This window comes from Virgibacillus sp. (genome assembly GCF_013393565.1).
In the GTDB taxonomy this organism is placed as follows: Bacteria; Bacillota; Bacilli; order Bacillales; family Amphibacillaceae; genus Virgibacillus; species Virgibacillus dokdonensis.
Genome location: NZ_JABXHF010000032.1, coordinates 1 through 24,917, shown reverse-complemented (window position 1 = coordinate 24,917; position 24,917 = coordinate 1). Strand labels below are relative to the sequence as shown.

Below are 24,917 nucleotides of genomic sequence, written 5' to 3'. Positions count from 1 at the left end.
TCTCTCCCTATCTTTAAAAATGAAATTTCGATAACGTACTGAATAACAAGAAATTGACTAGCAACAATAGAAAAGCAACTGTATTATACATTGCAATCGTTCTCCCTTTATACTTTTTCCATAAACGGATGACTAAGTAAACGACGTAAATAGCCAATACAAAGAAAGAACCAATTGTCTTTAAATCTACCCAGTAAAATAGAGCATCAGATACATAAGCCCACACAATTCCTAGTATAATAGCGATTAATAGTAAAGGAACACCAATGGTTACTGTTTTAAATGCATAGCTATCCAATTGGTTCAAGTCAGCAAACCGCCACATCCACTTAAAACCTTTTTTTCGCTTCAATAATTTGTACTGAATTAAATACATAATGGATAATAAAAATGATAGTGTAAAAAATCCATAGGAAGTAATGGCAATCGTTATATGTGCAATAACTATTTCATGAACAAATTGGACGGCATGCTCCTGCCAATTTTTTTGCGCGTCCGTCAACAAAAAAAGCAATAGAATGAAGAAACTAAATACATTTGTGAAAAAAACAATAAAATGAACAGGAAATAGTTTATTCGCTAGTAATGATATCGTCACAAGAATCCACGAATAAAAAAATAGACTATCATTTAAGGTTACAACCGGAAAACTTTTTTCAATGATTATTACGTAGAATAAAAAAAAGGTTTGAATGATCCAAACCAAACTAAGCAACCAGAAGGCTATTCGATTTACCCTCCGGTTGTCTTGAACAAAATCAATAAAGTATCCGAACAGGCTTAACCCATAAATGATTAATATAAATTCATAAAGCCATTTTAATTCTACCATATGAGTATTCCTTTCATTATATGGTCGGCATCTTATTTAAAAGTGGGAAGGATACTTGTTTATTTTTCATTGCTTTATTTGTTTCATTTTTTTTTGCCTGCTTATCAAGCTCTGCTTGTACTTCTGCTTCGATACCGAATATGTCAATAAACAATTGAAGTGATTCCTTGGATCGGTCACCTACCGCCATTTCTTTTGCTTGTGTAATTGGCTCTTTTAGCAACTGATTGACGATACTTTTCGTATGTTTGTTAATGATCTTTTTCTCTCTTTCTGTGAGATCAGGCATTTTTCTTTCAATACTTTTCACTGTTTCCATTTGTATGGAAAGTGCTTTCTGCCGTAAAGCCGAAATAATCGGTACAACACCTAATGTCTTTAACCATTCTTTAAATGCAACAATTTCACTTTCAAACATCAGCTCAATTTGCTCTGCTGCTTCTTTTCTTGCTTCTAAATTTTCATCAACAATATGTTGCAGATCATCGATATCATACAAGAAAGTATTTTCTAATTCACTTACAGAAGGGTCAATGTCGCGCGGAACTGCAATGTCTACTAAAAATAAAGGGTTCCCCTTGCGCTCTTTTTGCACTGCTTCCATCAATTCTTTTGATAGGATGACAGATGTGGAACCGGTAGAAGTAATCAGAATATCAGCTTCTTGTAATACGATAGGTAACCTGTCGATTGTTTCAGCGCGTGCTGCAAACTTTTTAGCCAACGCATCTGCTTTTTCTTTTGTACGATTTACCACTGTAATGTCGTTCGCTCCGGAACCTTGTAAATTTTTAACAGCAAGTTCCCCCATTTTTCCCGCTCCTAGTATAACAACACGTTTTTTCTTTAAGTCGCCAAAAATTTTCTTTGCTAGCTCAACAGCTGCATAACTAACAGATACTGCTTGTTTACCAATTGCCGTATCTTTCTGTACACGCTTACCAAACGTAATAGCCTGTTTAAATAATTCATTCAACACAGTACCAGTTGTCCCCATTTTTTGCGCAGTTAAAAACGCCTGCTTCACTTGACCCAAGATTTGCGTTTCCCCTAATACCATAGAATCCAATCCTGTAATTACACGAAATAAATGCTCCATCGCTCCGTCATTTTCAGCAATTTGCAAAAATGAAGAAAAACTAGCTTTCTCCTCGTCGAACCAATCAGCTAAAAACTGCTTGATATAGTATCGCCCTGTATGCAACTGATCTACTACTGCAAAAATTTCTGTACGATTACAAGTGGAAACAATAACATTTTCTAAAATACTTTTTTGCCCATTCAAAGCGACCATGGCCTCGTGAACATGATCTTCCGAAAAGGCAAGCTTTTCCCTAATTTCTACAGGGGCTGTTTTATAATTAAAACCCACCTTTAAAATATGCACAACCATCTACCCCCAAATAAAATGAAACTTCCATAGCTGTTACAAAAATAGGTATTATCCGTATAGTTTGGACTAATTTTTTAATCAAGCATAACAGGATAAATGACCAATTAATAATAAATATAAAATAACATCATTTCTAAATACTATTATAACATGTATATTCCGTTACAATTTAATAAAATGTGAACATAATCTGAAACATTATGGTAGCATATAACGTATAAGCCATAGTGCATAACACGTCTGTACTTTATCACAACAAAAGTAAAGAAGCAAGCATTCGAACTACATATCAGAGGTGATTACTTGAAAAAACAAAACACGCTTACCGCGTATCTTCTTATCGGTATAGGTTTGTTTTTTTTACTTAAACAATTAAATATCCCTATCTTGAACAACTTTTATTCATGGCAAACAATAATCATTATAATTGGACTTGTTTTGTTAATCCATAGTTATATTACAAAAAATTACCAGAATTTGTTTAGCGGTACTATTTTGTTAGGATTAGGCATTCATTTTTACGGTCTAGCTTACTATTCTTTTTGGATTGATCATTGGGCTATGTATGTACTTATTGTAGGCGTCGCATTTATAGTTCGTTTTTTACAAACGAAAGAAGGTTTGATACCAGGAATATTGTTGACAGCTTTTTCTTTGGTCATGATGTTTTCAGTACAACTTCCTAGCTGGTTTAATTGGATCTATACAATTGTAGATGTAATGGAACGTTTTTGGCCTGTTTTGTTAATTATTTTTGGCTTGTTTTTATTAACGAAACGGAAATAAACATAGATAAATGATGAAATGGAAGGGCGCTCGTATAAAAAGAGCCCCCTTTACATCATTTATGAAAAATCACACCTCCATATATTGGCGGATCATGGACCATGCTTCTTCTTTTCCTTCACCCGTTTCAGCAGAAAAAGGTAATACCAGATCTCCTGCCTCCACTTGAAAAGCTTTTTCCGTTCGTTTTACATGCTGTGATCGTTTGTTTTTAGACACTTTATCCAATTTAGTCGCTATGATTAAAACCGGAAGTTCATAATACTTTAAAAAATCATACATCTGTAAATCATCAACAGTGGGCTCATGTCGGATATCTGTAATTAAAAGCACCGCTTTTAGCGAATGGCGCTTTTCAAAGTACTCTTCCATCATTTTGCCCCATTTTTGCCTTTCTTTTTTTGACACTTTTGCATAACCATAACCAGGGACATCAACAAAATAAAAGGCGTTGTTGATAAGATAAAAATTTAGCGTTTGTGTTTTTCCTGGTTTTGATGACGTTCGTGCTAAATTCTTGCGGTTAATTAACGTATTAATAAACGAAGACTTTCCCACATTCGATCGTCCTGCTAAAGCTATTTCTGGTAACTGATCATTTGGATATTGTTTTTCACTGACAGCACTTATTACAATTTCAGCTTTTGTTACTTTCATTTTGCTCCCCCACTAACGCATGTTGTAATACTTGATCCAGATGACGAACCGTGACGAATGTGATATCTTTTCTTACACTTCCAGGAATAGATTCAATATCTTTTTTATTGTCTTCTGGAATAATAACGGTAGAAATACCAGCACGATGTGCGCTTAGCGTTTTTTCCTTTAGACCACCAATCGGAAGTACACGACCTCTTAAGGTTATTTCTCCAGTCATTGCTACCTCTTTCTTTACGGGACGACCTGTCAATGAAGAAACTAAAGCAGTAGCCATCGTTATTCCTGCGGAGGGCCCGTCCTTTGGAGTGGCTCCCTCAGGCACATGAATATGAATATCACAATTCTCATGAAAAGATGGATCTATATTCAGTTCAGTTGCTCGAGAACGAATATAGCTGAAAGCAGCTTGCGCTGACTCTTGCATGACATCACCGAGTTTCCCTGTAAGGGTCAATTTCCCCTTTCCAGGGTAGTGGGAAACCTCGATAGATAATGTATCGCCTCCAACCGCTGTGTATGCTAGCCCAGTGGCAGTACCTACCTGGTTCTCTTTTTCTACTAAACCATAACGGTATAATGGTTTTCCAAGCATTTCCTCTAAACTTTTTTCAGTTACTATGACACGTTTCTTCTTTTTAGAAACAACAAGCTTAGCTGCTTTTCGGCATAAGGAAGCTAATTGCCTGTCAAGATTACGAACGCCTGCTTCTCTTGTATACATTCGAATTAATTTTCGAAGAGCCTCATCTCGTAATTGCAATTGTCCTTTTGTTAAACCATTTTCTTTCAATTGTTTAGGCAGTAAATGGCGCCTTGCAATATGCTGCTTTTCAATTTCTGTATATCCAGCAATAGAAATAATTTCCATTCGATCGAGCAAAGGTGCTGGGATGTTGTTTATGTAATTTGCAGTAGCGATGAACAGCACATTGGATAAATCGTACGTTTCTTCAATAAAATGATCACTAAATTGCGCGTTTTGTTCTGGATCAAGAACTTCTAATAAAGCGGAAGATGGGTCTCCGCGAAAGTCATGAGCCATTTTATCAATTTCATCTAATAAAAATACCGGGTTGTTCGTCTTTGCTTTTTTCATTCCTTGAATAATTCTTCCTGGCATAGCCCCAATATAAGTACGCCTGTGGCCTCGAATTTCGGCTTCATCACGGATCCCCCCTAAGGAAATACGGATGAAATTTCGATTTACAGCATGAGCGATCGACTTCGCTAAAGATGTTTTCCCCACTCCAGGTGGACCCGCCAAGCATAAAATAGGTCCTTTAATAGATGAAGTGAGTTTTTGTACAGCTAAATATTCTAAAATTCGCTCTTTTACCTTCTCCAGACCGTAATGTTCCCTATTTAAAATATTTTCTGCCAAGTCCACATCAATCCGATCTTCCGTCTTCTCATTCCAAGGTAACGCTAACAACCATTCTATGTAATTTCTAATTACTGAACTTTCCGCAGAGCTTTGAGGGATTTTTTCATAACGGTCTAATTCTTTAAGCGCTGCTGTTTGAATTCGCTCAGGCATGGTGGAAGCATGAATTTTTTCCCGCAATTCATCTACCTCACCTATTTTCCCGTCTTTTTCTCCCAACTCTTTTTGAATTGCCTTTAATTGTTCACGTAAATAATATTCTTTTTGTGTTTTCTCCATGGATGTTTTGACACGTTGACCGATCTTCTTTTCCAGGTCAAGCACCTTTTGTTCGTTGGATATGTATTGAATTAACATCTTTAGCCGTGCTTTAATTTCTTGCGTTTCCAATAGTGCTTGCTTTTCCTTTATTTTTAAAGACAAATGAGAGGTAATTATATCTGCTAATCGCCCAGGTTCATCTATATCAGCAACCGTCTCAAATGTTTCATGTGTGATTTTTTGCGAAAGTGTCGTATACTTCTCAAATTGGGTCAATAGTGAACGCATAAGCGCTTCTTGTTCATGCTGATCCGTTTCTATATCGGATAACTTTTGTACTTCTACAATAAATTCGTGCTCTTGTTCAACGTATCTTAATACTTCTGCTCGGTATACACCTTCAACTAAAACTCGCATCGTTCCATTCGGCAGTTTAATCATTTGCTTAACCATAGAAACCGTCCCAATAGAGTAGATGTCCTTTGGTTCCGGTTCTTTTAAACGGATTTTCTTTTGTGCTGCTAAAAATATGTATTCATTATCCATCATCGCTTTTTCAATAGCTGATATAGATTTTTCTCTTCCTACATCCAGATGTAAAACCATAGACGGGAAAACAAGCAATCCTCTTAATGGTAGGAGGGGAATTTGTTTTTTATCATTTGTCATCATATGTACCTCCATATATAGGTAGTGATGTATTTATACATTCTTAAATTCTATAGAAAAGTGGGTGGTTTGTAAATATTTTATAAAAATCATTTCCAATACATAGATGTTCTTTCCCGTACCGATTCTTAAAGTGTAAGGATATGATTTGGTTTGAAAACCTTGGAATAGCCGGGGGACGAACTTAAGTGCTGTTTTTTTTCACAATTGGAAAAGGAAGGTCTGATGGCGGTTATATGTTTAAAAAATCTTTACCTACGCAAGCTGTAGTTTTTTCTAAGGCTATAGATCCACAATATGATACATTTCCTATAGTATAAAAAAAGAGACTGACTAGTTGTATAATAAACGTCCAAAAAAGTCAGCCTCTTTTACATATTGCTAATTTCATCTCTAGCAAGGAAGTTTGTCAAGATGCATAAGTTTATTCGTATCACTACTTTTACTTACCAACAACCAAAATCATAAAATCCTAGGTTTTGGTGCGCTTTAAGCACTTTCTTTAGGATGTTTTTTAGCTCCTTCTGTTACTGTCCCATCTCGGTATACGAGTTTTGGAACACCCTCTTCTTCTACAGTTTTTTTCGTAATAATACATTTTTCAATATCATCTCTAGACGGAAGTTCAAACATGACATCAAGTGTTATACCCTCAATAATGGAGCGTAACCCCCTAGCTCCCGTCTTACGTTCAATTGCCTTAGTAGCAATTTCTCTTAAGGCTTCCTCTTCAAATTCTAATTCAATATTATCCAACTCAAATAATTTTTCATATTGTTTCACTAAAGCGTTTTTTGGCTTCGTTAAAATTTCAACGAGCGCCTCTTCATCTAATGGCGTTAAACTACCTATAACTGGAATTCTACCAATAAACTCTGGAATAAGTCCATAACGTAATAAGTCTTCTGGTAAAACCTTTTCTAACAGCTCACCCATGTCTAAATCTTGCTGCTTTTCATTGGCTCCAAACCCAATTACTTTTTTACCAAGACGGCGTTTAATAACCTGATCAATTCCATCGAATGCCCCACCAACGATAAACAAAATATTCGTTGTATCAATTTGAATAAATTCCTGATGAGGGTGCTTTCTCCCACCTTGAGGAGGAACGCTAGCTACTGTTCCTTCTAATATTTTAAGTAAAGCCTGCTGCACTCCTTCTCCAGAGACATCTCGTGTAATAGAAGGATTTTCTGACTTACGAGCTACTTTGTCTATTTCATCAATGTAAATAATGCCTTTTTCTGCTTTTTCTACATCATAATCGGCTGCTTGAATGAGTTTCAGTAATATATTCTCTACATCCTCGCCAACATAGCCTGCTTCAGTAAGTGAAGTTGCATCAGCCATTGCGAAAGGTACATTAATTATTCGCGCCAAAGTTTGCGCTAACAATGTTTTCCCGCTACCAGTTGGACCAATCATAGCTATGTTACTTTTCGCTAGCTCTACATCGTCAGAAGAAGCTTTCGGTGTATTGATCCGCTTATAATGGTTATATACAGCAACAGATAAATTCTTTTTTGCCTTATCTTGACCAATAACATAATCGTCCAATATATCACATATTTCACGTGGCTTGGGTATTTCTTTTAATTCTGTTTCTTCTTCCGTGCCAAGTTCTTCTTCCACTATTTCCGTACACAATTCAATACATTCATCACATATATAAACGCCCGGTCCAGCCACTAATTTCCGAACTTGATCTTGGCCTTTACCACAGAACGAACATTTTAATTGTCCTTTTTCTTCATTGAATTTAAACACTTATTCTTCACCCCTAAAAGTTAAATCTCTTTCCTTGCAAATGGCTCTTTAGGTTTCAACTTATAGCCATCATATCAGATCAAAATTAAAATACAAAATGATATACTTTTTTTTAATGCTATTTTCATCATAATTACTAACACCGTCACATTTGGTTCGATACACTACTTGTTAGCATTCCCATCATTCACGCTTTTCATAATATTGTTTTCAGGTTAACTTCCTTTTAAGAAAGCTTTATATTTAAGTATATTATGTAACATTCTTTGTATTACTTTATAAGAGAATAATTAGAAAGTCGAATGAAAAGGACGGTGTAACTACAAAGTTTTTTCATGCTACTTCTATTGGATTTATGATCTTATATCTAGAAACACATTTCTTTCGCTCATCCCTGATCTAAGGTGCTGCAAGGCTTTCACTTCAAGCATTGGAAGTTATGAGCTTACCAAGTCCTAAATCCCCTCTTTCGTTTTCATATCCTTGAGCTACTAACCCCTCACGGATTGAAGTTTCACTTTATATGGAAAAAACAAGGTGTGATAGAATCACACCTTGTTTTGCATCATTCCCTGTTTTCTAAATAACTATACGTAAATAAGTTATACAGCTTTACTTTGTTCTACAAGGAAGTCAATTGCTTTACGCTTTTTCAAATCACTCTTTAATGCTTCTGCATTACCACCAAGCATTTGTCTAATCTGTTCTTTTTCAGCACCGTACATTTCTGCCATTTTATCAAGTTCTGCTTCAACATCTTCATCCGTTGCTTCCAATTCCTCTGTTTCAGCAATAGCGTCTAACGTAAGATTTGTTTTCACACGCTTCTTAGCATCTTCACGCATTTGCTCTTTTAAAGCATCCTTATCTTGTCCAGAGAATTGGGAGTACATCTCTAGCGTCATTCCTTGCATTTGCAGGCGCTGTTCAAATTCTTGTACCATTTGGTCTAGTTCTGATTCTACCATTGCATCAGGAATAGCAATTTCACTATTTTCGCTAGCTTTTTCAATCAATGTCTCCCGCTTTTTGTTATCAGCTTCTTCTGTTCTTTTCTCTATAAGTTGTTCTTTTTTCTTAGCTTTTAACTCTTCAAGCGTATCAACTTCATCGTCCAAATCTTTGGCAAACTCATCGTCAAGTTCTGGCAACTCTTTATATTTGACTTCATGAATCATCACTTTAAAGGTAGCTTCTTTTCCTGCAAGCTCCTCTGCATGGTAATCTTCAGGGAAAGTTACCGCAACTTCCACTTCTTCTCCAGGTTTTTTACCAATAAGCTGCTCTTCAAATCCAGGAATAAATTGACCAGAGCCGATTTCTAAAGAATGGTTTTCAGCTTTTCCACCATCAAATGCTTCTCCATCAACGAAACCTTCAAAATCGATAACAACTGTATCACCATTTTCTACTTCACCATCTTCTTTAACAACTAATTCAGCATGGTGCTCACGTTGGTGCTCCAAGTCATGCATAACATCTTCATCAGTTACCTCTACTTCTTCATCTTCTACTTCGAGGCCTTTATATTCACCAAGTTTAACCTCTGGCTTTACAGTTACCTTAGCAGTGAATACTAAAGGTTCGCCTTTATCAATGGATTCTATATCAATATCTGGTTGATCTACTGGTTCAATTTCAGCTTCAGCTACGGCTTGCATATATGCACTAGGCAGTACAATGTCAACAGCGTCTTGATAAAGTGCTTCTACACCAAAACGCTTTTCAAATAAACCACGTGGAATTTTACCTTTACGAAAACCTGGAATTTGTACATCCTTTTTGACCTTATTAAATGCTTGGTCTAATGCTTTGTCAAACTCTTCGGCACTTACTTCAAATGTAAGTACACCTTCATTTCCTTCTTGCTTTTCCCATTTTACTGACATATAATTCCCTCCAAAATCTATTGTGTCCTTCATTTTTCAAACATTCATTTATTGTTTAAAAGACCGAGATTTACAACCATTACATTATAACATAATTGCTTTCCCTTTCAAGCATTTCGATATATTTCTAGTTATCCTCAATGATACTAGAATACAAGGCTTCGCAACGCTCAATATCTTCTATGTAATCATTCACATCTAATTGCTTTCCTGACTCACTCAAATTTATGTTTAAATAATTTGCACCAATTGCTTTTAAGGCTAGCGCGATATGTTCCGCTTCCTCTTTAACAGGGAGCATCGGGTATTTGACATACATGTAATGATATAACAATTTCACTAACAAATCATATAAAGTTGGGTTTTTTTGTTCAAGCTCATTTATGATCGAATTGATTCGTTTCACTGAAGCATGCTTCCCAATTGCTTCTATCTCTAAAGGGTGTACTTGTATGCTTCTTCCCCATTTTTTTATATCGACTAGCTGATTATAATCTATTTCTTGTAACCACATTAATATAGCTGTTTTTACAACAGGGTGTATGTCTTCTTTTACTAATAAGTGTAACATTTTACGATTTGGTTCGCTTTTAATTACACGTAATTTCTCTATAATTAACCATTGTTTTTGATAATCACGTGTAGTAATAGCGTCGTCCCATTCTTCCATAAACACAGATTGATGTTCTACTAACATGTCTGCTTTTAATTTACGACTCATTTCGTATAACTGATGAAATTGTTCTTTTAACACTTGTGGTACTTGATGGAATTTAAACTCTTCTTCCACCTGCTCCATTAACATCTCATATTGATTTGTTTGAAACAAAATGGTTAAATAAATATGTAAGTAATGGTAATAGTGTTTATCCTGTCGGTGTAACACATCTTCACAAATATCCTGAGCTTCCTTATGCCGATCTAATTCAATTAAACAGATTAGTTTTCCGCTTACAATCTCAAAACTATTGACTTGATAGCTTAATAATTCATTGAGCTTTTCTAATGCCTCTGCAAATCTTTTTTCTTTTAAGGCAAGTAAGCTCTCCTCCTCTAAAACGGTTCTCCATTTCGGGAACAATATAATATTTTCTCGTTGCCCCATTCTCTCCCCCCTTCCTGCTGCTAATTTTGTTCAAAAAGGAGGTTCAAATCCTTACCATAGTAGTGTACTAATTTGGTTTATTAACCAGCTTCTTGAACTTTTACTTTAACTATAACATACTAAACATTCTTTCCCTGAGCAATGAATTTTGAAACCTTTTTCCTACCATTTCTTTATAATTTATTATAAAAATAACTTTATTTATTACTATATACGTAGAGGTGAAAATCATGCAAGAACCATTACATCGGATTTACCAAATTATCAAACTTGGAGAAAATTTAAAAACAGAGTTACGTCACAGTTGGCTATCCAACGGAAGAAGAGAAAGCGTAGCAGAGCATACATGGAGAATGTCACTGATGGCCATATTATTACAACCTTATTTAAACAAGAAAGTAGACATGGAAAAATTATTAAAAATGATTATCATTCACGATCTAGTAGAAGCTGAAGCAAAAGATATTCCTGTTTTTGAAATCATGGACAATGAAGAAGCGAAGAAGCAAAAACAAATGAATGAATTAAAAGCAATAACAAATATAAAAAATACTTTACCAGAGGAAGTCGGCGGAAGTCTATACAATTTATGGATGGAATTTGAAGCCAAACAAACATATGAAGCAAAAGTCGCAAACGCCTTGGATAAACTCGAGGTGCAAATTCAACATAATGAAGCCGATATTAGTACTTGGAAGCCGATAGAATATGAATTATGTTTACAACTTGGCGAGCATACCGATTTTAGTGCTATTTTAAATCAATTAAAAAATATAGTTGAACAGGAAGCGAAAGAAAAAATCGATCAATCTGAACAGCAAACAGTGACTGATTGAGCCCGTACTATAAATACCAAGGTAATATGCTACCCTATGTATCCCTTTTTTCGAACAAGTTTACATGGTGGTTACATACTTAATAAAACCTACGAACAACCTAACTTACTAGGTTTGAATGCAGAAATAGAAGATAGAAGAGCTAGAAGGCATGGAAGGACCTTTGTAGGGACTAAAAAATTCGTAAAATGGCTACTAACTATTCGAATGCAACATATAAAATAAGTAGCGTGCTAGAGATATAATGCAAAACATGGAACTTACGACAGAACGATTAACTGATAATTGCTCAAGCAGTTCAAAGTCAAGAAAGTGCAACAGAAGGATATCCTCAAATGACGGAGGGGTGGAATGAAATGACGAATAAATGAAAAAGCCACATTGAGATTTTAACAAATGAAGTAAATGGTTAACACTTTTAAAAAACAATCACCTGTGCAAACTAAAAACGGGCAAGTCGAAACCGAGTACTACATGGCTAATTCCCTTTTTTCTAAATGCATCCGCCAACGGAAAAGCGTTTGGAAGTCAACCTATGAAGTATAATTTTCCAAACGCAGGCGAATTAAAAATTACGAAGCGATAAAGACACACGATTAAGAAAATGCTTTTTTCCGAATATAATAACTTTAAAAGAATATATAAAAACCATTGACTTTTTCACAATAAATTTATATAATGAATCTTGTCGTTAAAAACATCAATAATAATTAATAACTCTATTTGCGGGTGTAGTTTAATGGTAAAACCTCAGCCTTCCAAGCTGATGACGAGGGTTCGATTCCCTTCACCCGCTCCATACATATCTTGTCCCAGTAGCTCAGCTGGATAGAGCAACAGCCTTCTAAGCTGTGGGTCGCAGGTTCGAATCCTGCCTGGGACGTACCTAAAAACCCTCACAAACATAATGTTTATAAGGGTTTTTTGTTTTTTTTATAGGTAATTCAAGTTTTTCTAATGTACTTGACCTATCACATGTAGTGTAAAAAGACTCGCCACAACACGTGGTGAGTCTTTTTACACTTTACAACTATAATGTTGCTACATAACACAATGCTTCTAATTCAGGTCCGCCAACCGAATAAAAACGCACGGTTATCTCTTCTTTAACTTGCCATTCCATGATTGCATAGGTCTTTTCTTTGCGGACACGTGGCAAGCGTATACTACCAGGATTAATTAGCAGTTGGTTTCCTTTTTGTTCCACGCCAGCAATATGTGTATGACCAAAACAAATCACTTGTGCTCCAAGTTCTTCTGCACGATAAGCCACATGTAATAAATTACTCTTTACTTGATGCAGATGACCATGAACAATGAGAAATTTCACTCCACTAACTTGGATTGTTTGTTCCTCAGGATAGCGCGTATCAACATCACAATTTCCCATTACAGAATAAAATCCAGCCATTTCCTTGTCGTCCATACCTAATTCCGAATCTCCACAGTGAATCATAGCATCTACACGGTGTCGTTGTTTAATCATTTCCAGCTCTTTCGTTAACCCGTGACTATCACTCACAATCAGCACTTTTGTCATAAGAACCATCCTATCTATCTAAAAGTATATCTTGTTTGTTTAAACTGACTTCTAGTTCTTTCAAAGCATTTCGTCTGTGGCTAATGGCATTTTTTTCTTCTTGGGATAACTGAGCCATTGTTTGTTGAAAGCCTTTTGGAATAAAAATAGGATCATACCCAAAACCGTTCTTTCCAATTGGTGAATGAGCAATTCTACCGTGACAATATCCAGTATAATATGTAGTAGCTGAACCAGGTATAGCAACTGCAAGTACACAGATAAAATGTGCTGTTCTTTTCACTTCTGGTACGTTATGTAATTCTGTGAGCACCTTATCGATATTGGCCTGATCACTTTTATCCTCTCCAGCATATCGCGCGGAGTACACCCCAGGTTTCCCATCTAATGCATCAATCATTAAGCCAGAATCATCAGCGATGACAGGGAGCGATAACACAGAAGCAATTTGTTCTACTTTTAATGCTGCGTTTTCTTTAAATGTTGACCCTGTTTCTTCAACATCTGGTATACCGTCTAATTCATTCAAGGATATAGCTTCAAGTTCATACGCAGCAAATAGTTCTTTAAACTCTTTCGCTTTCCCTTTATTTTTTGTAGCAATAATTATTTTTTTCATTTTGTTATTCTTCTCCTTGCGCACTTGCAGGCTTAACAATCTTTTCAGCAATGGAACCTAATGCTTCCCGCTGTTTTTCAAATAGTGTTAACAACCCTTCCTCAGCAAGCTGGAGCATCGTTTGCAATTGTTTACTTGAAAAAGTAGCTTCTTCCCCTGTACCTTGTATTTCAACAAACTCACCTGAGCCTGTCATTACGATATTCATATCAACATGCGCACTGGAATCTTCTTGATAATTTAAATCTAGAATTTCGTTTCCATCTGGTAATACGCCAACCGAAGTTGCTGCCAAGAAATCTGTAACTGGCATTTTAGAAATAACTTTATTTTCCACTAACTTATTAAATGCTAATGCTACAGCAACAAACGCACCAGTAATCGAAGCTGTCCTCGTTCCTCCGTCAGCTTGAATGACATCGCAATCTACCCAAACCGTTCGTTCACCTATGTTATCTAAATCGACGACCGATCGAAGGGATCGTCCAATTAACCGTTGAATTTCCATCGTTCTTCCACTTACTTTACCTTTAGAAGATTCACGTATATTTCTTTGCTCAGTCGCCCGAGGAAGCATTGCATATTCCGCTGTAATCCACCCCTTTCCTTGCCCACGCATAAATGGAGGAACTCTGTCTTCAATACTTGCATTACATATTACTTTTGTATTTCCTATCTGAATCAGCACAGAGCCTTCCGGGTGCTGAAGAAAATCCGTAATAATTGTGATAGGTCGTAAACTACTTTCATTACGCTGATCGTTTCTCATGTAAAACTCCTCCTTATTTCAACACTAGCTTAACATATTTTCAATCAAAAGGACTATTTAAATACATGGCAATTTCAATTACTAATCCTATCTCCCTTGTTATAAGAAATGCAATAACCATTTGTTACCAAGTCTTATACGAAAGACTTTACGGCACATGAGACTTTTTTAGCACATAAAAATGAGAAAAACTTAACTTATCGCCTAGTTTTTATGGCGGGAGCTGTCGTTTTCCTAATCCTTGTATAAACAATCCAGTTTATTACGTGGCAAACAGTCGATGTCTGCTTTATTCACTATAAGATTATCTGAGGATGTGTTGATATTAACTGCTAAGAAATTAATAATTAAAGAAACTTTGGGTTGCTGTTACTTTTAATTTTTAGCCTTTTGCATAGGCTTAGCTTCCTATCCACTTTTTTATTTATCATCAATTTTTACGTTCTTTCAAACTATAAACCAAAAAACCTTCCTATAGCACAAATAAAAAGAGGCTAGCAGGCAGCCTCTTCCTCTACAGTTCTTCTGCTTGTGTAAATTGCTGTATAGTAACAGGTTCCGTATATGCTTTCCCTTCTTCATTTACTAACTGTTCTATATTATCTATACTAACTTGCACGGATTCAATCCCTTTTACTTCGGTCATTGTACGAACAATACTTTCCATGACTTGATCAGATATGACTGCCTTATCTTCATCTTTTAAAATTTCCTGATTAAATTGCAAATGCAATGTTCCACCCTTTATCGAAGGAGGTGTTGTTAGAGTCGTTTTCGGATTAAACACTTGCATCACATTTTGCTCCACTCCTGGCCCATCTATTAATGCATTTACAATGGTCATCAACTCGTCATCCTCTTTATCTTGATCTACATATTGGGTGACAGGAATATAATAAGCATTATCATTATGTTCGGCAGGGTAAAACATCGTTACGGTTTTACTATCCACTAGATCACTCGCACCGGTATCACTAATATTTATACCATCGGCGCGTGAAAAGCCATTTCCTATCGGCGTGCCATCAACAGGCATTTCCGTTATTGCGTTACCTTCCATCTGCAACTGCACCTGTTTCACATTCTCAAATTGCGTTAAAGAATACGTAATAGCTTCTAGTATTTTTCGTTCATTTTCGGCTTCATAATTAGCAAACTCTTTTGATAGATTAACAATTATTTTACCGTCTTCTTGAAGATTAACCCCTAAAACTTCTGTGCCTGCAGGTATGACTCCCTGAAATCCATTTGGCAATACTTGAGATACCGGACCATCTTTTACTAAATATTCCATTACTTGCTTGGCAACAGTATGCGATTCTGTCGTTGGCATTTCTATCGTTTGTGAAGCTACCATGCCATTAGCATCTAATAAATATAAGTCACGCGCAACGGTACTCGCTTGCGTCTCATCATCCGTTTCTCCTTCACCATCTTGCGTTTCCCCTTGATTATCAACGGGTTCTGCATTTTGCGGTGGATCCATTTCTTCATTTAAAGACTGTTCTCCTTGAAAACATCCACTTAAAATGATGGAAAGTATCATTACCCCCGCGATAAGCATGACGCGCTTTTGCATTTTTTCCCCTCCTACCATAGTTTGTACTAAGATATATACGAGCATAGGAAGCGAAATAGACCAAGCTATATAAAAAAATGCAAGATTCTTATTTAGAATCTTGCATTTGATGTAAAGCAGCTTTTTCTATGGTTATCATTTGTAAATTTTGTTCTTTAAAAATTCGCTTAGAGATTTGCATGAACATATTTAAATCACCAGTCGTATAAAATTGATGGATGGGAGTTATTCCATTATGATTTAACAAATGTTGCATTTCTAATATAGTACTCGTTTCTCTGGCTGTTTCTTCACTAGAAGATATTAATGTTACATCTTCCCCCACTACTGATTGGATAGTGGATTTAAGGAGAGGATAATGGGTACATCCTAAAATAAGTGTATCCATTTGTGTTTGCTCCACCATCGGTCGCAATGCTTCTTCAACAACTTGTATTGCTTTTGAGCCTTCCATAATTCCTTGCTCTACCATGGGGACAAACATAGGACAAGCCTTTGCACAGATGTCCAATTCACCTTTAATATTTTTAAGTGCATTCGTATAAGCATTACTTCTGATGGTTCCGTCGGTTCCGATGACGCCAATACTATTATTTTTTGTAAATTTAATCGCCGCTCTAGCACCTGGTTGAATAACTCCTATAACAGGTATGGCTAAATGTTTCTTTAAAGAATCTAATGTAAAAGCTGTCGCAGTATTGCACGCAACAACTAACATTTTAATATCTCTAGCTAACAAAAAGTTAACCATTTCCCATGTGAATTGCTGCACTTCTTCTTTTGATCTTGGTCCGTAAGGACAGCGCGCTGTATCGCCAACATAAATTAATTTTTCTTTAGGGAGCTGTCGCATTAATTCATAAGCTACTGTCAACCCGCCAACTCCTGAGTCAATAACGCCTATCGCTTGTTTCACTATATCGCCTCATCTTAAACTTTATTTCTGTTCTTTTTCTTTCATTTGCTCATGCAAATATGCAAGCAATTCATGCAATTGATCGATTTGATCATCTGAAAATTCCTCCAAAACTTGACCTAAATATTCTTGCCGTTTTTCTACAACCTCATGAATAATCGTTTTTCCTTTCTCCAATACATGGATACGTACTACTCTTCGATCTTTAGCATCACGAACTCTTTCAACAAGCCCATTCTTTTCCATCCTATCCACTAAATCAGTAGTAGTACTAAAGGCTAGACTAATACGATTTGATAGTTCCCCAATTGTTAAGTCTCCTTCTTCCAAAAGCCATTGTAAAGCAATAAACTGTGGAGAGGTGATTGGATAATTGTGCAGGATTTTTCGACCATTTTTCTTAATGATTCCAGATATATAACGCATTCGCTTCTCAATCCGGTTAATGGTTTCTTCCGTTTCATACGATTTCAACGACCGTTACCTCCTACTCCCCTATGTATCATATTTATTTTACATAATGAAACGCCTTTACGTAAAGCAATCGTCTTTAACAAGTATAATTTTGTTATCCTATATGTACATCCATTATTTTGCTTCAAATAAAGAAATATGTTTTGTTTCTCGTTGTAACTGCATAAAACTATCATTAAAAATTGTTAAAAGAAACATGAGCTAAAATTTTATTTTTGTTAAGACAACCTTAAAGACACACCCCAGTTACGAAAAATCAACACCGACATCCATTGACGATTTACTTTATATATAGAACTTTTTTCATTATACAATTAAAATAGAAAGCTTGCATCCAGTATTTCTTTTACAATCTAGAAGACATTGCAGAGTTAGTGAAGCTTTGCTATCTAATATCTTTGCGTTTCCCCTCTAGTTATATAAGTTGTATAAAATAAAATCCCGGCCTCCCCATAAAAAAGGAAGGCGGGATTGGTTAGAAAATCTAATTTTGTTTTTCCCACAGGTTCCCTACCATTATTCACGAATTTCTAATTGCAAGTCTGACTTCATACTTGCTAGTACCGGAGACTTCTGTAAAGCTATATTAGCAATTTCTTTTATTTGTTTTTTAGATGCAGACGTTTTTGCATGAAGATGGATGGTTGGATTGATAATGCCACCTTCTCCTTCTTCCAAACCTAAAAATACTGCTGCATTTAAATCCGCATCTACGATAACCTCAACGGAATCAAGATGGATTCCTTGTTGGCTTGCTAACACTTCAAATGTAATTGCAAAACAACTACCTGCAGTCCCAATAAGCATCTCCACTGGGTTTGCCCCTTCATCAGACCCACCTAATGGTTGTGGCTCATCCATTATAATAGGTGCAAAATCACGAATTTGCACCACATTTTTTACTCCTGTTTTCCAAGTTACCTTTGCCTGCCAAGATTTTATCTTTTGGGAATGATCTTCTTTCATTGCCTGTATCGTTTTTTCTACTGTTGCAAAATTCATACCATTCATGTATATTACCTCCATTAGATGTTTGATTCTAGCCTTATCATACACCTAGATGTATTACTTGAATGTAAGCTTCCTTACAATGTAGCACCTTTTTTAATCCAAAGTTGTTGGCGCTCATTTTTTAAAATACCATTATTCATCCATTTATTGAGTATAAAAGTTACCGTTTCCCTCGACGACGCTATCATTCCAGCCATATCCTTATGAGTTAAATACTTCGGTAGTGGGTGCCAACCGTTATGATTCCATTTCTCATCTTTCCATTTATGAAGAGAACGCCATAACCTCTCTTCTACTTTGTCATAAGCAACCTGCTCTAAAATGCCTACAACCTCACGTAATTGATTAGAGAAGTGTTTTAACAAAGCGAAGGATACAGATGGGGTATGGATCACAGCATCGATGATTTCTTGCTTTTTCACTTTAACCACTGTAACTTTGGTTAAAGCAATAGCAAAAGGATCGCGATCCATATTTGCAAACACACTGGCAATATCAATAAAGTCTCCCATTGTTAGTATCCCTAGCACGCATTCCTTACCGTCCTCATGTAATTGGAAAATGCGTACATCACCTTCAATAATTAAATAGATTTCATTTTTCTGTTTATACGGCGATGATATTTGTTCCCCTTTTTCAAAGATAAATTGTTTTCTTGATTTCCATCTATCTCTTAATTCACGGTCGAATAAGTGAATTACTTTAGTTGATAATAAAGGATGTTTTTCGATCATTTTTCACTTCTCCTTCTCTGTCAAAAATTAAATATGGGTTTTTAAACCAATTTTAGAGTTTAAAAAATGAAAGCAACTGTAAAATGAACTTCCATTCAGTGGCGATTTTGTGTCATCCTCACCCTTATACTTTCTAAGTAATCATCAATGGGCATCTTACAACAGTTACCGCCAATTCATTATGACAAAAGCCCTATGGTGCAAGTAAAAAAACCTGTCATATGGCTCATTTACATACGACAGGTTTATTCATCATACTTGTTTTCTTCACCGCATGAATTGCATAATTAAAATAGCAATTGCTGTAATTAAAAGCCCGAGATTTCCTGGACAAATAGAAAAGAGTGATTTTTTATTCTGCTTTTCATAAGGAACGGAACAACTATTGCATGTCCATTTTTGTTTGCATAATTTTTTTAACATATTTAGCTTTTTAAGGCTTCTTGAACTTTATCTGGATCAAAGCCAATGATCCACTTTCCGTTAATTTTCGTTTGCGGTACACCCATTTGTCCAGTTGTTTCCACTAAACGTTGCCCTGCCTCACGATCTGTTTGTACATTTATCGTCTTATAAGGAACATTGTTTTCCTTTAAATAATTTGTCATCATTGTACAAAATGGACATGTTGACGTAACATATACTTCTGCTGTAGCCTTCATTATAAAATTCTCCTTTCATTCATTTTATTTACCTTCATTTTATACCCCCATACGTATACAGTCAATAAAGTTGCTTCGGGGGGTGTTTTTCTAAATTATATTTGTTCCAAAAAATTTACTTTCGCGTCATTTTCATTTAACAAATAATCTGTAAACTAATCTATGGAAGGTGGGGAAATCATTATAACGTTACATCCATAAAACTATACTAATGGTTCAAGTTCAACGTGGGTAAGTTATGACTTTTAATAATTGGTCTACCTTGAGTAGTCTGCACACTAACTTAAAGGGGAAATGATGATGACAGATAAGCAATTTAAAGACGATAATAACATGAATAAAAGAATGGATCGCCGAACTTTTTTAACACAATCTTCCAAAGTTACCGGGACAGTTGTGGGATTAACGTTATTAGGATCATTTAGTACCATTCCTGTTAACGCTGTATCAAAATCACCTGTGAAACACGCAAAAAAAAGAAAAGCTGATTTGGTTTTCCCAGTCATTAGCGATGTCCATATCAAATATAATGATGAAGCTAATGTGAAAAAATTTACAACTACTTTAAATCAACTGAACCAAGTAGTTCCTCAACAGGATGCGTTAGTCGCGGTTGGCGACCTTACAGAGTATGGTTCCGAAACGGAATATGATATATTCATGGAGATTTATGAAAAAAATAAGAATCCAGATGCAACCCCGATTTTTGCAATTGGAAATCACGATTATTGGAATGGTTTATCCCCCATAGATTCCCAAAAACGTTTTTGTCAAAAAACCGGGATGAAATCTCATTACTATCATCAAATAATTAAAGGCTATCATTTCATTGTCCTTGGAACTGAAGACGGAAAGACAGAAGGAACATTTTCCACTAACCAAATAAAATGGCTAGAAAACAAATTACAGATTGCAAGTAATGATGACTGGAAAAAACCTATATTTGTTTTCCACCATCAACCTATTAAAGAAACTGTCTATGGAAGTGAATGGGGGTGTTCTGAAAATAGGGACCTTTTTTACAATACATTAAAGAAATTCCCTCAAGTCATTACATTTTCTGGTCATACTCATTACCCGCTAGACGATCCGAAAATTATCCATCAAAAAGATTTTACAACTATCGGAACTTCTACAGGTGCTTATGCATGGCTGGAAGGTGGAAGAATACAAGGAGCAGTTCCTGATGGTGCGAACATGCTAAACCAAGCTCTTATTGTTGAAGTGTACAATAATAAATTGATCATTAAACGCCGTGACATCCATAATAATGATTGGACTGGCGAAGATTTTGAAATTAATTACCCGATAAACAAACGAAATTTCAAGTACCGGAAAACCGTGACAAAAAGCCACCTTACTTTACTAAGGATGCAATGGTTTCTATCTTACATGAAGCAACCACAGCTTCTAGTTTAACCATATTGCTAACACAAGCTGAAGATGACCTTTTAGTACATGATTACGAACTAAAATTAAAAAATATACAAACTGGAAAAATTGAAAAAGAATACCTAGCTTTTTCAGAATTTTATAAAGACCCAATGCCAAATCCTCTTCGTTTAAGTATTGATCGCTTACAAGCAAATACTACTTATGACATAGAAATTCACGCTTTAGATGCATTTGGTAATAAAAGCAAAAATGCTTTAAAACTAATTGGAAGAACACAAAATAATTAACTGTCTTTTTCTCACTAAAAATTTGCAGGTCAATAATGTTAGAATAACTATGTCTTCCACCGCAATATTTCTAAATTTCAAATAGATGAAAGAAGGAGTACTCATATGTTACAAAGTATTGGTATCTCTGGATACTTATACCAAGTATTGATTAATTGTATTCAGACCATCCAAATTACCTGAATTAGGTAACGCTGTTGGTGTAACATTAAAAGAATTTAAAAAGTCAACAATGGAATTCGTTTCTGAAGATGAAGCAAAAGTAGAGAAAAATAATTAACTTGCCATTTGGCACGTTGTCTTAACCCCTTTCACTCTTCATGACAGGGGGTTTTTTAATCCCTTATTTTTTTCATTTCTCAAAGATTTTTATCACGAACCGATTGATTAAATTAACTAAATATTACCATTTAAGTTACATTTCCAATTCTCATTGACTAGTTTGGGAAAGCTTACTATAATCAATACCATTGTATTGTTAAATATCTTCAGTCAACCTTGTCAATTCAGACACAATTTGCAATTCGGGAGGTTATTATATGAAAGCTATTATAAAAGATATTCTCCTTATTACTATTGGTTCATTTCTCATCGCAGCATCTGTTGAATTTTTTGTTATTCCTAATAAACTTGGCGATGGTAGTACTATTGGAATGTCTTTAATTTTATATTATTTATTTGAAGTTCCTGCTAGTATTAGTTCTTTAATCATAAATCTAATTTTCATCGCAATTGCCTATAAGTTTTTAATGAAAAAGACCATCGTTTATACCGTCGTAGGTGCGTTTATGACATCTGTAGGATTAAGTGTTATGAATCTCATACCTTTTGCAGTTGACGACATGATTTTAGGAGTAATTTTCGGAGCACTATTAATGGGAGCAGGCTTGGCACTAATTTTCATTGCTGATGCATCAAACGGAGGCACAACACTACTTGCATATTTATTGAATTATACGAAGGGGTATAATTTTTCCAAAAGCCTCTTTTATATGGATAGTTTGATCATTGTAGGCTCCATTGTAGCGATTGGAGTGTATCATACATTATATAGTTTTATTTTTGTCTATTTATGTACAAAAATAGCTAACCAGTTTATTGAAGGTTTTCATAACAAAAAAGCAATGACAATCATGTCGGAACAATATGAGGAAATCTCAAAGCGTATTACGCACAAATTCGGCAACGCCGCTACCATCTTTTATGGATATGGTTACTATGTTAATGAAGATAAGCGAATCATCTATATTGTAATCAAAAAAAATGAATTGTTAAAAATAAAAAAAGAAGTGCAATTATTAGATCCTCAATCTTTTATTGTCATTCATGAAGTAAAAGAGGTTGTTGGCGGGAAATTTGGTTTTGTTTAAAAGCCTTGGCTTATACTGTAGTTAGTGTAAAATAACAGAACTACAATTATTTACTTGAGTAGAGAATTTTTTTACAAAATAGATGGCAACTAGCACCATCACCCATGACGATATGCTATAGATATAAAAACAAACACTTGCTTTTCTTTCGTGAAACGAAAATAGCAAGTGTTTGCCCTTACGTGGATAAAATGTTGTAGCGTAAAAACAAGCTCTTTTACTCTTTATCTAACCAATCCATACATCGATCTGCTAACGCTTGAATTTCATTTATTAATAAGCTAGAATGGTAGCCATCACAAACTGCATGATGAACTTGTACAGATAAAGGAATAAAAACAGATTCTGCTTCTTTAAAATACTTTCCCCATGTAATTATAGGCAATAAAAAATTGCCTTCGTTATTAATATTTAAATTAAATCCTGTAAAACTCGTCCATGGAATAATAGATATTGGATGAATATTCGTAGGTGGATTTCCCTTTGCTTGCAAACGAGGATGATCACCATAGTCTACACTATCTTGCATAAAACGGTTGTAAAACTCCACGAATATATTAGAAAAGTTCGTCCAAACATTAGAGAATAGTTCTTCTTCCTTATGAAAAATACTATAACTTGGATGAAGTACCTCCCAATAACCAAGTTCTCCTTTATCATTATAAGACATTCTAAATTCAGAATGTTGATTTACAACTTTTGAGCCCATATAAATTAAGGCTGGGTAAAGCTTCATTTTTCTTTCTCTCGTCTGCTTTAGCAATTCTGTAATATTTATATTCGCAGTCATACTAAAAGTACAACGCAATTGAGAAAAATGGTTAAAATATGCTTCTCTTTTCCATTCCTTTCGATTAACTATATGAAACATTAACTTACCTCCAGTATAGATGCACCTATTTAAAATGATATTACTTCATTATATATTTAAGATCACTTTCATCCACAATTGCTATTTTCGCAAAGACTAGGCATTTCATGCATTCTTTTTCATTTACTTGTAAATAAAATGTATGTAGCATTGTATAAAACACCGTTACGATAAGCCTAAAATTTATGCTTTCTTATAGTACAAGATATATAACAAGAAAAACCCTTGTATACTTTGCAGTACCAAGGGGAAAAGTCTTTTCGTACAGTGGAATATTCCAAGCATTGAACTTCATTCCCTTAACAACTTGTAGTTGCCTGAGGAAAAATTAGTTTATCGCTACATTTTTATTTCAAAACCGCAGTTTTGCTATAGGAACTCCTCCTATTTTAATGTACTATAAAACAAAGCCAGTTCCACTTTCGATTCTTAGAACCTTATATTATGAGAAATGAAACTGATTTATTCATTCTCATTTAACACCTTGATACCTCTAATTATATTTAAAATGAAGTAGTAAATATTGATGATGACAGCTAACATACCAACAGCTATTAATACACCACCATTCACAGTATCACTCAAATTGCTAAAGCCTAACGTTATAGTAACAATAATTAATCCTACAACAGTTATAAACGGTACTAAGTGCATCCCTAAAGCACTTTTCGCATGTTTTTTAACGTTCGTTTCAGCTACAAAATAGACAATAATTGGAAATAGGAACGGCGCGAAAAATACACTGAAGTAACAGAGGGACGATAAAATATTATTTGGATGCAAGTTTTTCACCTACTTTATCTTGTTGGTTGTAATTATTTTACCACATAAATTGTTAATGTATTCTTACGGTTTCGAAAGCATAAGCTTACTTTTTTGTAAGGAAACAGAAAACAAAAAGGGGCTGTTGCACAATCAGGTAATTGATTGTGTGACAGCTTTTTTGTGTATACACAAAAAAACAGACCACAAAGGGCCTGTTCTCATGTATTATTGATTTATGACAAATAAAAGAATAATACAAGCCCAGTATACGCAAACTGCAGCAAATTATCAATTATATTTACCGATGGATGTAGAAGAAATGATTCCTATGGATGATTCGGTC

The 24,917-nt window shown here is 35.1% G+C and carries 24 protein-coding genes and 2 tRNA genes; 8 read left to right on the top strand and 18 right to left on the bottom strand.

Features of this window, described 5'->3' with window-relative positions:
• Positions 1 to 13: 13 nt before the first annotated feature.
• A complete protein-coding gene (ccsA, locus tag HLX49_RS08650; RefSeq protein WP_296361274.1) occupies positions 14 to 832 on the bottom strand; it encodes a cytochrome c biogenesis protein CcsA in 819 nt (272 codons plus the stop codon).
• A 16-nt stretch (positions 833 to 848) separates the two neighbouring features.
• Entirely contained in the window at positions 849 to 2,219 is a 1,371-nt protein-coding gene (gene hemA / locus HLX49_RS08645; RefSeq protein WP_077706878.1) for a glutamyl-tRNA reductase, read from the bottom strand.
• 309 nt (positions 2,220 to 2,528) lie between these two features.
• On the opposite strand from hemA, the gene HLX49_RS08640 reads away from it, so the two are divergent.
• Positions 2,529 to 3,011 (top strand): LiaI-LiaF-like domain-containing protein, encoded by a 483-nt coding sequence (locus HLX49_RS08640; protein ID WP_073004695.1) that lies wholly within the window; start codon positions 2,529 to 2,531, stop codon positions 3,009 to 3,011.
• 69 nt (positions 3,012 to 3,080) lie between these two features.
• Here HLX49_RS08640 and yihA read toward each other — a convergent pair whose 3' ends face one another.
• The 5 genes from yihA to HLX49_RS08615 form a co-directional block, all read right to left on the bottom strand.
• On the bottom strand, positions 3,081 to 3,668 hold the full coding sequence (gene yihA, locus HLX49_RS08635; protein ID WP_077703416.1) for a ribosome biogenesis GTP-binding protein YihA/YsxC: 588 nt from the start codon (positions 3,666 to 3,668) through the stop codon (positions 3,081 to 3,083).
• The gene (lon, locus tag HLX49_RS08630; RefSeq protein WP_296361304.1) at positions 3,649 to 5,985 is read right to left on the bottom strand and encodes an endopeptidase La; all 2,337 of its coding nucleotides are present in this window, start codon (positions 5,983 to 5,985) and stop codon (positions 3,649 to 3,651) included. Before lon ends, yihA begins: the two co-directional genes overlap by 20 nt.
• Positions 5,986 to 6,474: 489 nt before the next feature.
• Positions 6,475 to 7,752, bottom strand: coding sequence for an ATP-dependent protease ATP-binding subunit ClpX (clpX, locus tag HLX49_RS08625; RefSeq protein ID WP_296361269.1), 1,278 nt, complete (start codon positions 7,750 to 7,752; stop codon positions 6,475 to 6,477).
• Positions 7,753 to 8,354: 602 nt separating this feature from the next.
• Complete coding sequence (tig, locus tag HLX49_RS08620; protein WP_077703413.1) at positions 8,355 to 9,641, bottom strand: trigger factor; 1,287 nt, start codon at positions 9,639 to 9,641, stop codon at positions 8,355 to 8,357.
• Positions 9,642 to 9,768: 127 nt separating this feature from the next.
• On the bottom strand, positions 9,769 to 10,746 hold the full coding sequence (locus tag HLX49_RS08615) for a tetratricopeptide repeat protein (protein WP_296361265.1): 978 nt from the start codon (positions 10,744 to 10,746) through the stop codon (positions 9,769 to 9,771).
• A 230-nt stretch (positions 10,747 to 10,976) separates the two neighbouring features.
• Here HLX49_RS08615 and HLX49_RS08610 point away from each other — a divergent pair, with 230 nt between their 5' ends.
• From HLX49_RS08610 to HLX49_RS08600, 3 genes are all read left to right on the top strand, one after another.
• Positions 10,977 to 11,582 (top strand): HD domain-containing protein, encoded by a 606-nt coding sequence (locus HLX49_RS08610; protein WP_296361263.1) that lies wholly within the window; start codon positions 10,977 to 10,979, stop codon positions 11,580 to 11,582.
• Between the two features lie 725 nt (positions 11,583 to 12,307).
• Positions 12,308 to 12,381 (top strand) — tRNA-Gly (locus tag HLX49_RS08605).
• A gap of 10 nt (positions 12,382 to 12,391) precedes the next feature.
• Positions 12,392 to 12,465: transfer RNA gene (locus HLX49_RS08600), tRNA-Arg, on the top strand.
• Between the two features lie 147 nt (positions 12,466 to 12,612).
• On the opposite strand, the gene HLX49_RS08595 is transcribed toward HLX49_RS08600, so the two are convergent.
• From HLX49_RS08595 to HLX49_RS08555, 9 genes are all read right to left on the bottom strand, one after another.
• Complete coding sequence (locus HLX49_RS08595; protein ID WP_077703411.1) at positions 12,613 to 13,122, bottom strand: metallophosphoesterase; 510 nt, start codon at positions 13,120 to 13,122, stop codon at positions 12,613 to 12,615.
• A 10-nt stretch (positions 13,123 to 13,132) separates the two neighbouring features.
• Positions 13,133 to 13,741 carry an XTP/dITP diphosphatase gene (locus HLX49_RS08590; protein WP_296361260.1) on the bottom strand — a complete coding sequence of 203 codons (609 nt, stop codon included), beginning with the start codon at positions 13,739 to 13,741 and terminating at the stop codon, positions 13,133 to 13,135.
• 4 nt (positions 13,742 to 13,745) lie between these two features.
• On the bottom strand, positions 13,746 to 14,510 hold the full coding sequence (gene rph, locus HLX49_RS08585) for a ribonuclease PH (RefSeq protein ID WP_077703409.1): 765 nt from the start codon (positions 14,508 to 14,510) through the stop codon (positions 13,746 to 13,748).
• Between the two features lie 514 nt (positions 14,511 to 15,024).
• The gene (locus HLX49_RS08580) at positions 15,025 to 16,089 is read right to left on the bottom strand and encodes a GerMN domain-containing protein (protein ID WP_296361258.1); all 1,065 of its coding nucleotides are present in this window, start codon (positions 16,087 to 16,089) and stop codon (positions 15,025 to 15,027) included.
• A gap of 88 nt (positions 16,090 to 16,177) precedes the next feature.
• Positions 16,178 to 17,005 (bottom strand): glutamate racemase, encoded by an 828-nt coding sequence (gene racE, locus HLX49_RS08575; RefSeq protein ID WP_077703407.1) that lies wholly within the window; start codon positions 17,003 to 17,005, stop codon positions 16,178 to 16,180.
• 21 nt (positions 17,006 to 17,026) lie between these two features.
• Entirely contained in the window at positions 17,027 to 17,431 is a 405-nt protein-coding gene (locus HLX49_RS08570) for a MarR family winged helix-turn-helix transcriptional regulator (RefSeq protein WP_101934289.1), read from the bottom strand.
• Positions 17,432 to 17,995: 564 nt separating this feature from the next.
• Positions 17,996 to 18,490, bottom strand: a complete 495-nt coding sequence (locus tag HLX49_RS08565; protein ID WP_101933817.1) for an OsmC family protein — start codon at positions 18,488 to 18,490, stop codon at positions 17,996 to 17,998.
• Between the two features lie 74 nt (positions 18,491 to 18,564).
• A complete protein-coding gene (locus HLX49_RS08560; protein WP_077703404.1) occupies positions 18,565 to 19,224 on the bottom strand; it encodes a Crp/Fnr family transcriptional regulator in 660 nt (219 codons plus the stop codon).
• 425 nt (positions 19,225 to 19,649) lie between these two features.
• Positions 19,650 to 19,886 carry a glutaredoxin family protein gene (locus HLX49_RS08555; protein WP_077703403.1) on the bottom strand — a complete coding sequence of 79 codons (237 nt, stop codon included), beginning with the start codon at positions 19,884 to 19,886 and terminating at the stop codon, positions 19,650 to 19,652.
• A 294-nt stretch (positions 19,887 to 20,180) separates the two neighbouring features.
• Between HLX49_RS08555 and HLX49_RS08550 the strand changes: the two genes are divergently transcribed.
• From HLX49_RS08550 to HLX49_RS08535, 4 genes are all read left to right on the top strand, one after another.
• Positions 20,181 to 21,305: a metallophosphoesterase family protein gene (locus tag HLX49_RS08550; RefSeq protein WP_296361254.1), complete on the top strand. Its 1,125-nt coding sequence runs from the start codon at positions 20,181 to 20,183 to the stop codon at positions 21,303 to 21,305.
• Entirely contained in the window at positions 21,263 to 21,568 is a 306-nt protein-coding gene (locus HLX49_RS08545) for a hypothetical protein (protein ID WP_296361251.1), read from the top strand. The genes HLX49_RS08550 and HLX49_RS08545 overlap by 43 nt, the downstream gene beginning before the upstream one ends.
• A 154-nt stretch (positions 21,569 to 21,722) precedes the next feature.
• On the top strand, positions 21,723 to 21,848 hold the full coding sequence (locus HLX49_RS08540) for a twin-arginine translocase TatA/TatE family subunit (protein WP_101934288.1): 126 nt from the start codon (positions 21,723 to 21,725) through the stop codon (positions 21,846 to 21,848).
• A 259-nt stretch (positions 21,849 to 22,107) separates the two neighbouring features.
• Positions 22,108 to 22,938, top strand: coding sequence for a YitT family protein (locus tag HLX49_RS08535; protein ID WP_077703401.1), 831 nt, complete (start codon positions 22,108 to 22,110; stop codon positions 22,936 to 22,938).
• Positions 22,939 to 23,155: 217 nt separating this feature from the next.
• Here HLX49_RS08535 and catA read toward each other — a convergent pair whose 3' ends face one another.
• Positions 23,156 to 23,809 carry a type A chloramphenicol O-acetyltransferase gene (gene catA, locus HLX49_RS08530; RefSeq protein ID WP_077703400.1) on the bottom strand — a complete coding sequence of 218 codons (654 nt, stop codon included), beginning with the start codon at positions 23,807 to 23,809 and terminating at the stop codon, positions 23,156 to 23,158.
• A gap of 462 nt (positions 23,810 to 24,271) precedes the next feature.
• Positions 24,272 to 24,592, bottom strand: coding sequence for a magnetosome magnetite crystal formation protein family (locus HLX49_RS08525; protein ID WP_077703399.1), 321 nt, complete (start codon positions 24,590 to 24,592; stop codon positions 24,272 to 24,274).
• Between the last annotated feature and the right edge of the window lie 325 nt (positions 24,593 to 24,917).

Coding starts and splice junctions, on each gene's coding strand:
- ccsA (WP_296361274.1), bottom strand. CDS start 832: ATGGTAGAATTAAAATGGCTTTATGAATTTATATTAATCATTTATGGG.
- yihA (WP_077703416.1), bottom strand. CDS start 3,668: ATGAAAGTAACAAAAGCTGAAATTGTAATAAGTGCTGTCAGTGAAAAA.
- lon (WP_296361304.1), bottom strand. CDS start 5,985: ATGACAAATGATAAAAAACAAATTCCCCTCCTACCATTAAGAGGATTG.
- tig (WP_077703413.1), bottom strand. CDS start 9,641: ATGTCAGTAAAATGGGAAAAGCAAGAAGGAAATGAAGGTGTACTTACA.
- HLX49_RS08615 (WP_296361265.1), bottom strand. CDS start 10,746: ATGGGGCAACGAGAAAATATTATATTGTTCCCGAAATGGAGAACCGTT.
- HLX49_RS08610 (WP_296361263.1), top strand. CDS start 10,977: ATGCAAGAACCATTACATCGGATTTACCAAATTATCAAACTTGGAGAA.
- HLX49_RS08595 (WP_077703411.1), bottom strand. CDS start 13,122: ATGACAAAAGTGCTGATTGTGAGTGATAGTCACGGGTTAACGAAAGAG.
- HLX49_RS08590 (WP_296361260.1), bottom strand. CDS start 13,741: ATGAAAAAAATAATTATTGCTACAAAAAATAAAGGGAAAGCGAAAGAG.
- rph (WP_077703409.1), bottom strand. CDS start 14,510: ATGAGAAACGATCAGCGTAATGAAAGTAGTTTACGACCTATCACAATT.
- HLX49_RS08580 (WP_296361258.1), bottom strand. CDS start 16,089: ATGCAAAAGCGCGTCATGCTTATCGCGGGGGTAATGATACTTTCCATC.
- HLX49_RS08570 (WP_101934289.1), bottom strand. CDS start 17,431: ATGCGTTATATATCTGGAATCATTAAGAAAAATGGTCGAAAAATCCTG.
- HLX49_RS08565 (WP_101933817.1), bottom strand. CDS start 18,490: ATGAATGGTATGAATTTTGCAACAGTAGAAAAAACGATACAGGCAATG.
- HLX49_RS08560 (WP_077703404.1), bottom strand. CDS start 19,224: ATGATCGAAAAACATCCTTTATTATCAACTAAAGTAATTCACTTATTC.
- HLX49_RS08555 (WP_077703403.1), bottom strand. CDS start 19,886: ATGAAGGCTACAGCAGAAGTATATGTTACGTCAACATGTCCATTTTGT.
- HLX49_RS08550 (WP_296361254.1), top strand. CDS start 20,181: ATGATGATGACAGATAAGCAATTTAAAGACGATAATAACATGAATAAA.
- HLX49_RS08545 (WP_296361251.1), top strand. CDS start 21,263: ATGGTTTCTATCTTACATGAAGCAACCACAGCTTCTAGTTTAACCATA.
- HLX49_RS08535 (WP_077703401.1), top strand. CDS start 22,108: ATGAAAGCTATTATAAAAGATATTCTCCTTATTACTATTGGTTCATTT.
- catA (WP_077703400.1), bottom strand. CDS start 23,809: ATGTTTCATATAGTTAATCGAAAGGAATGGAAAAGAGAAGCATATTTT.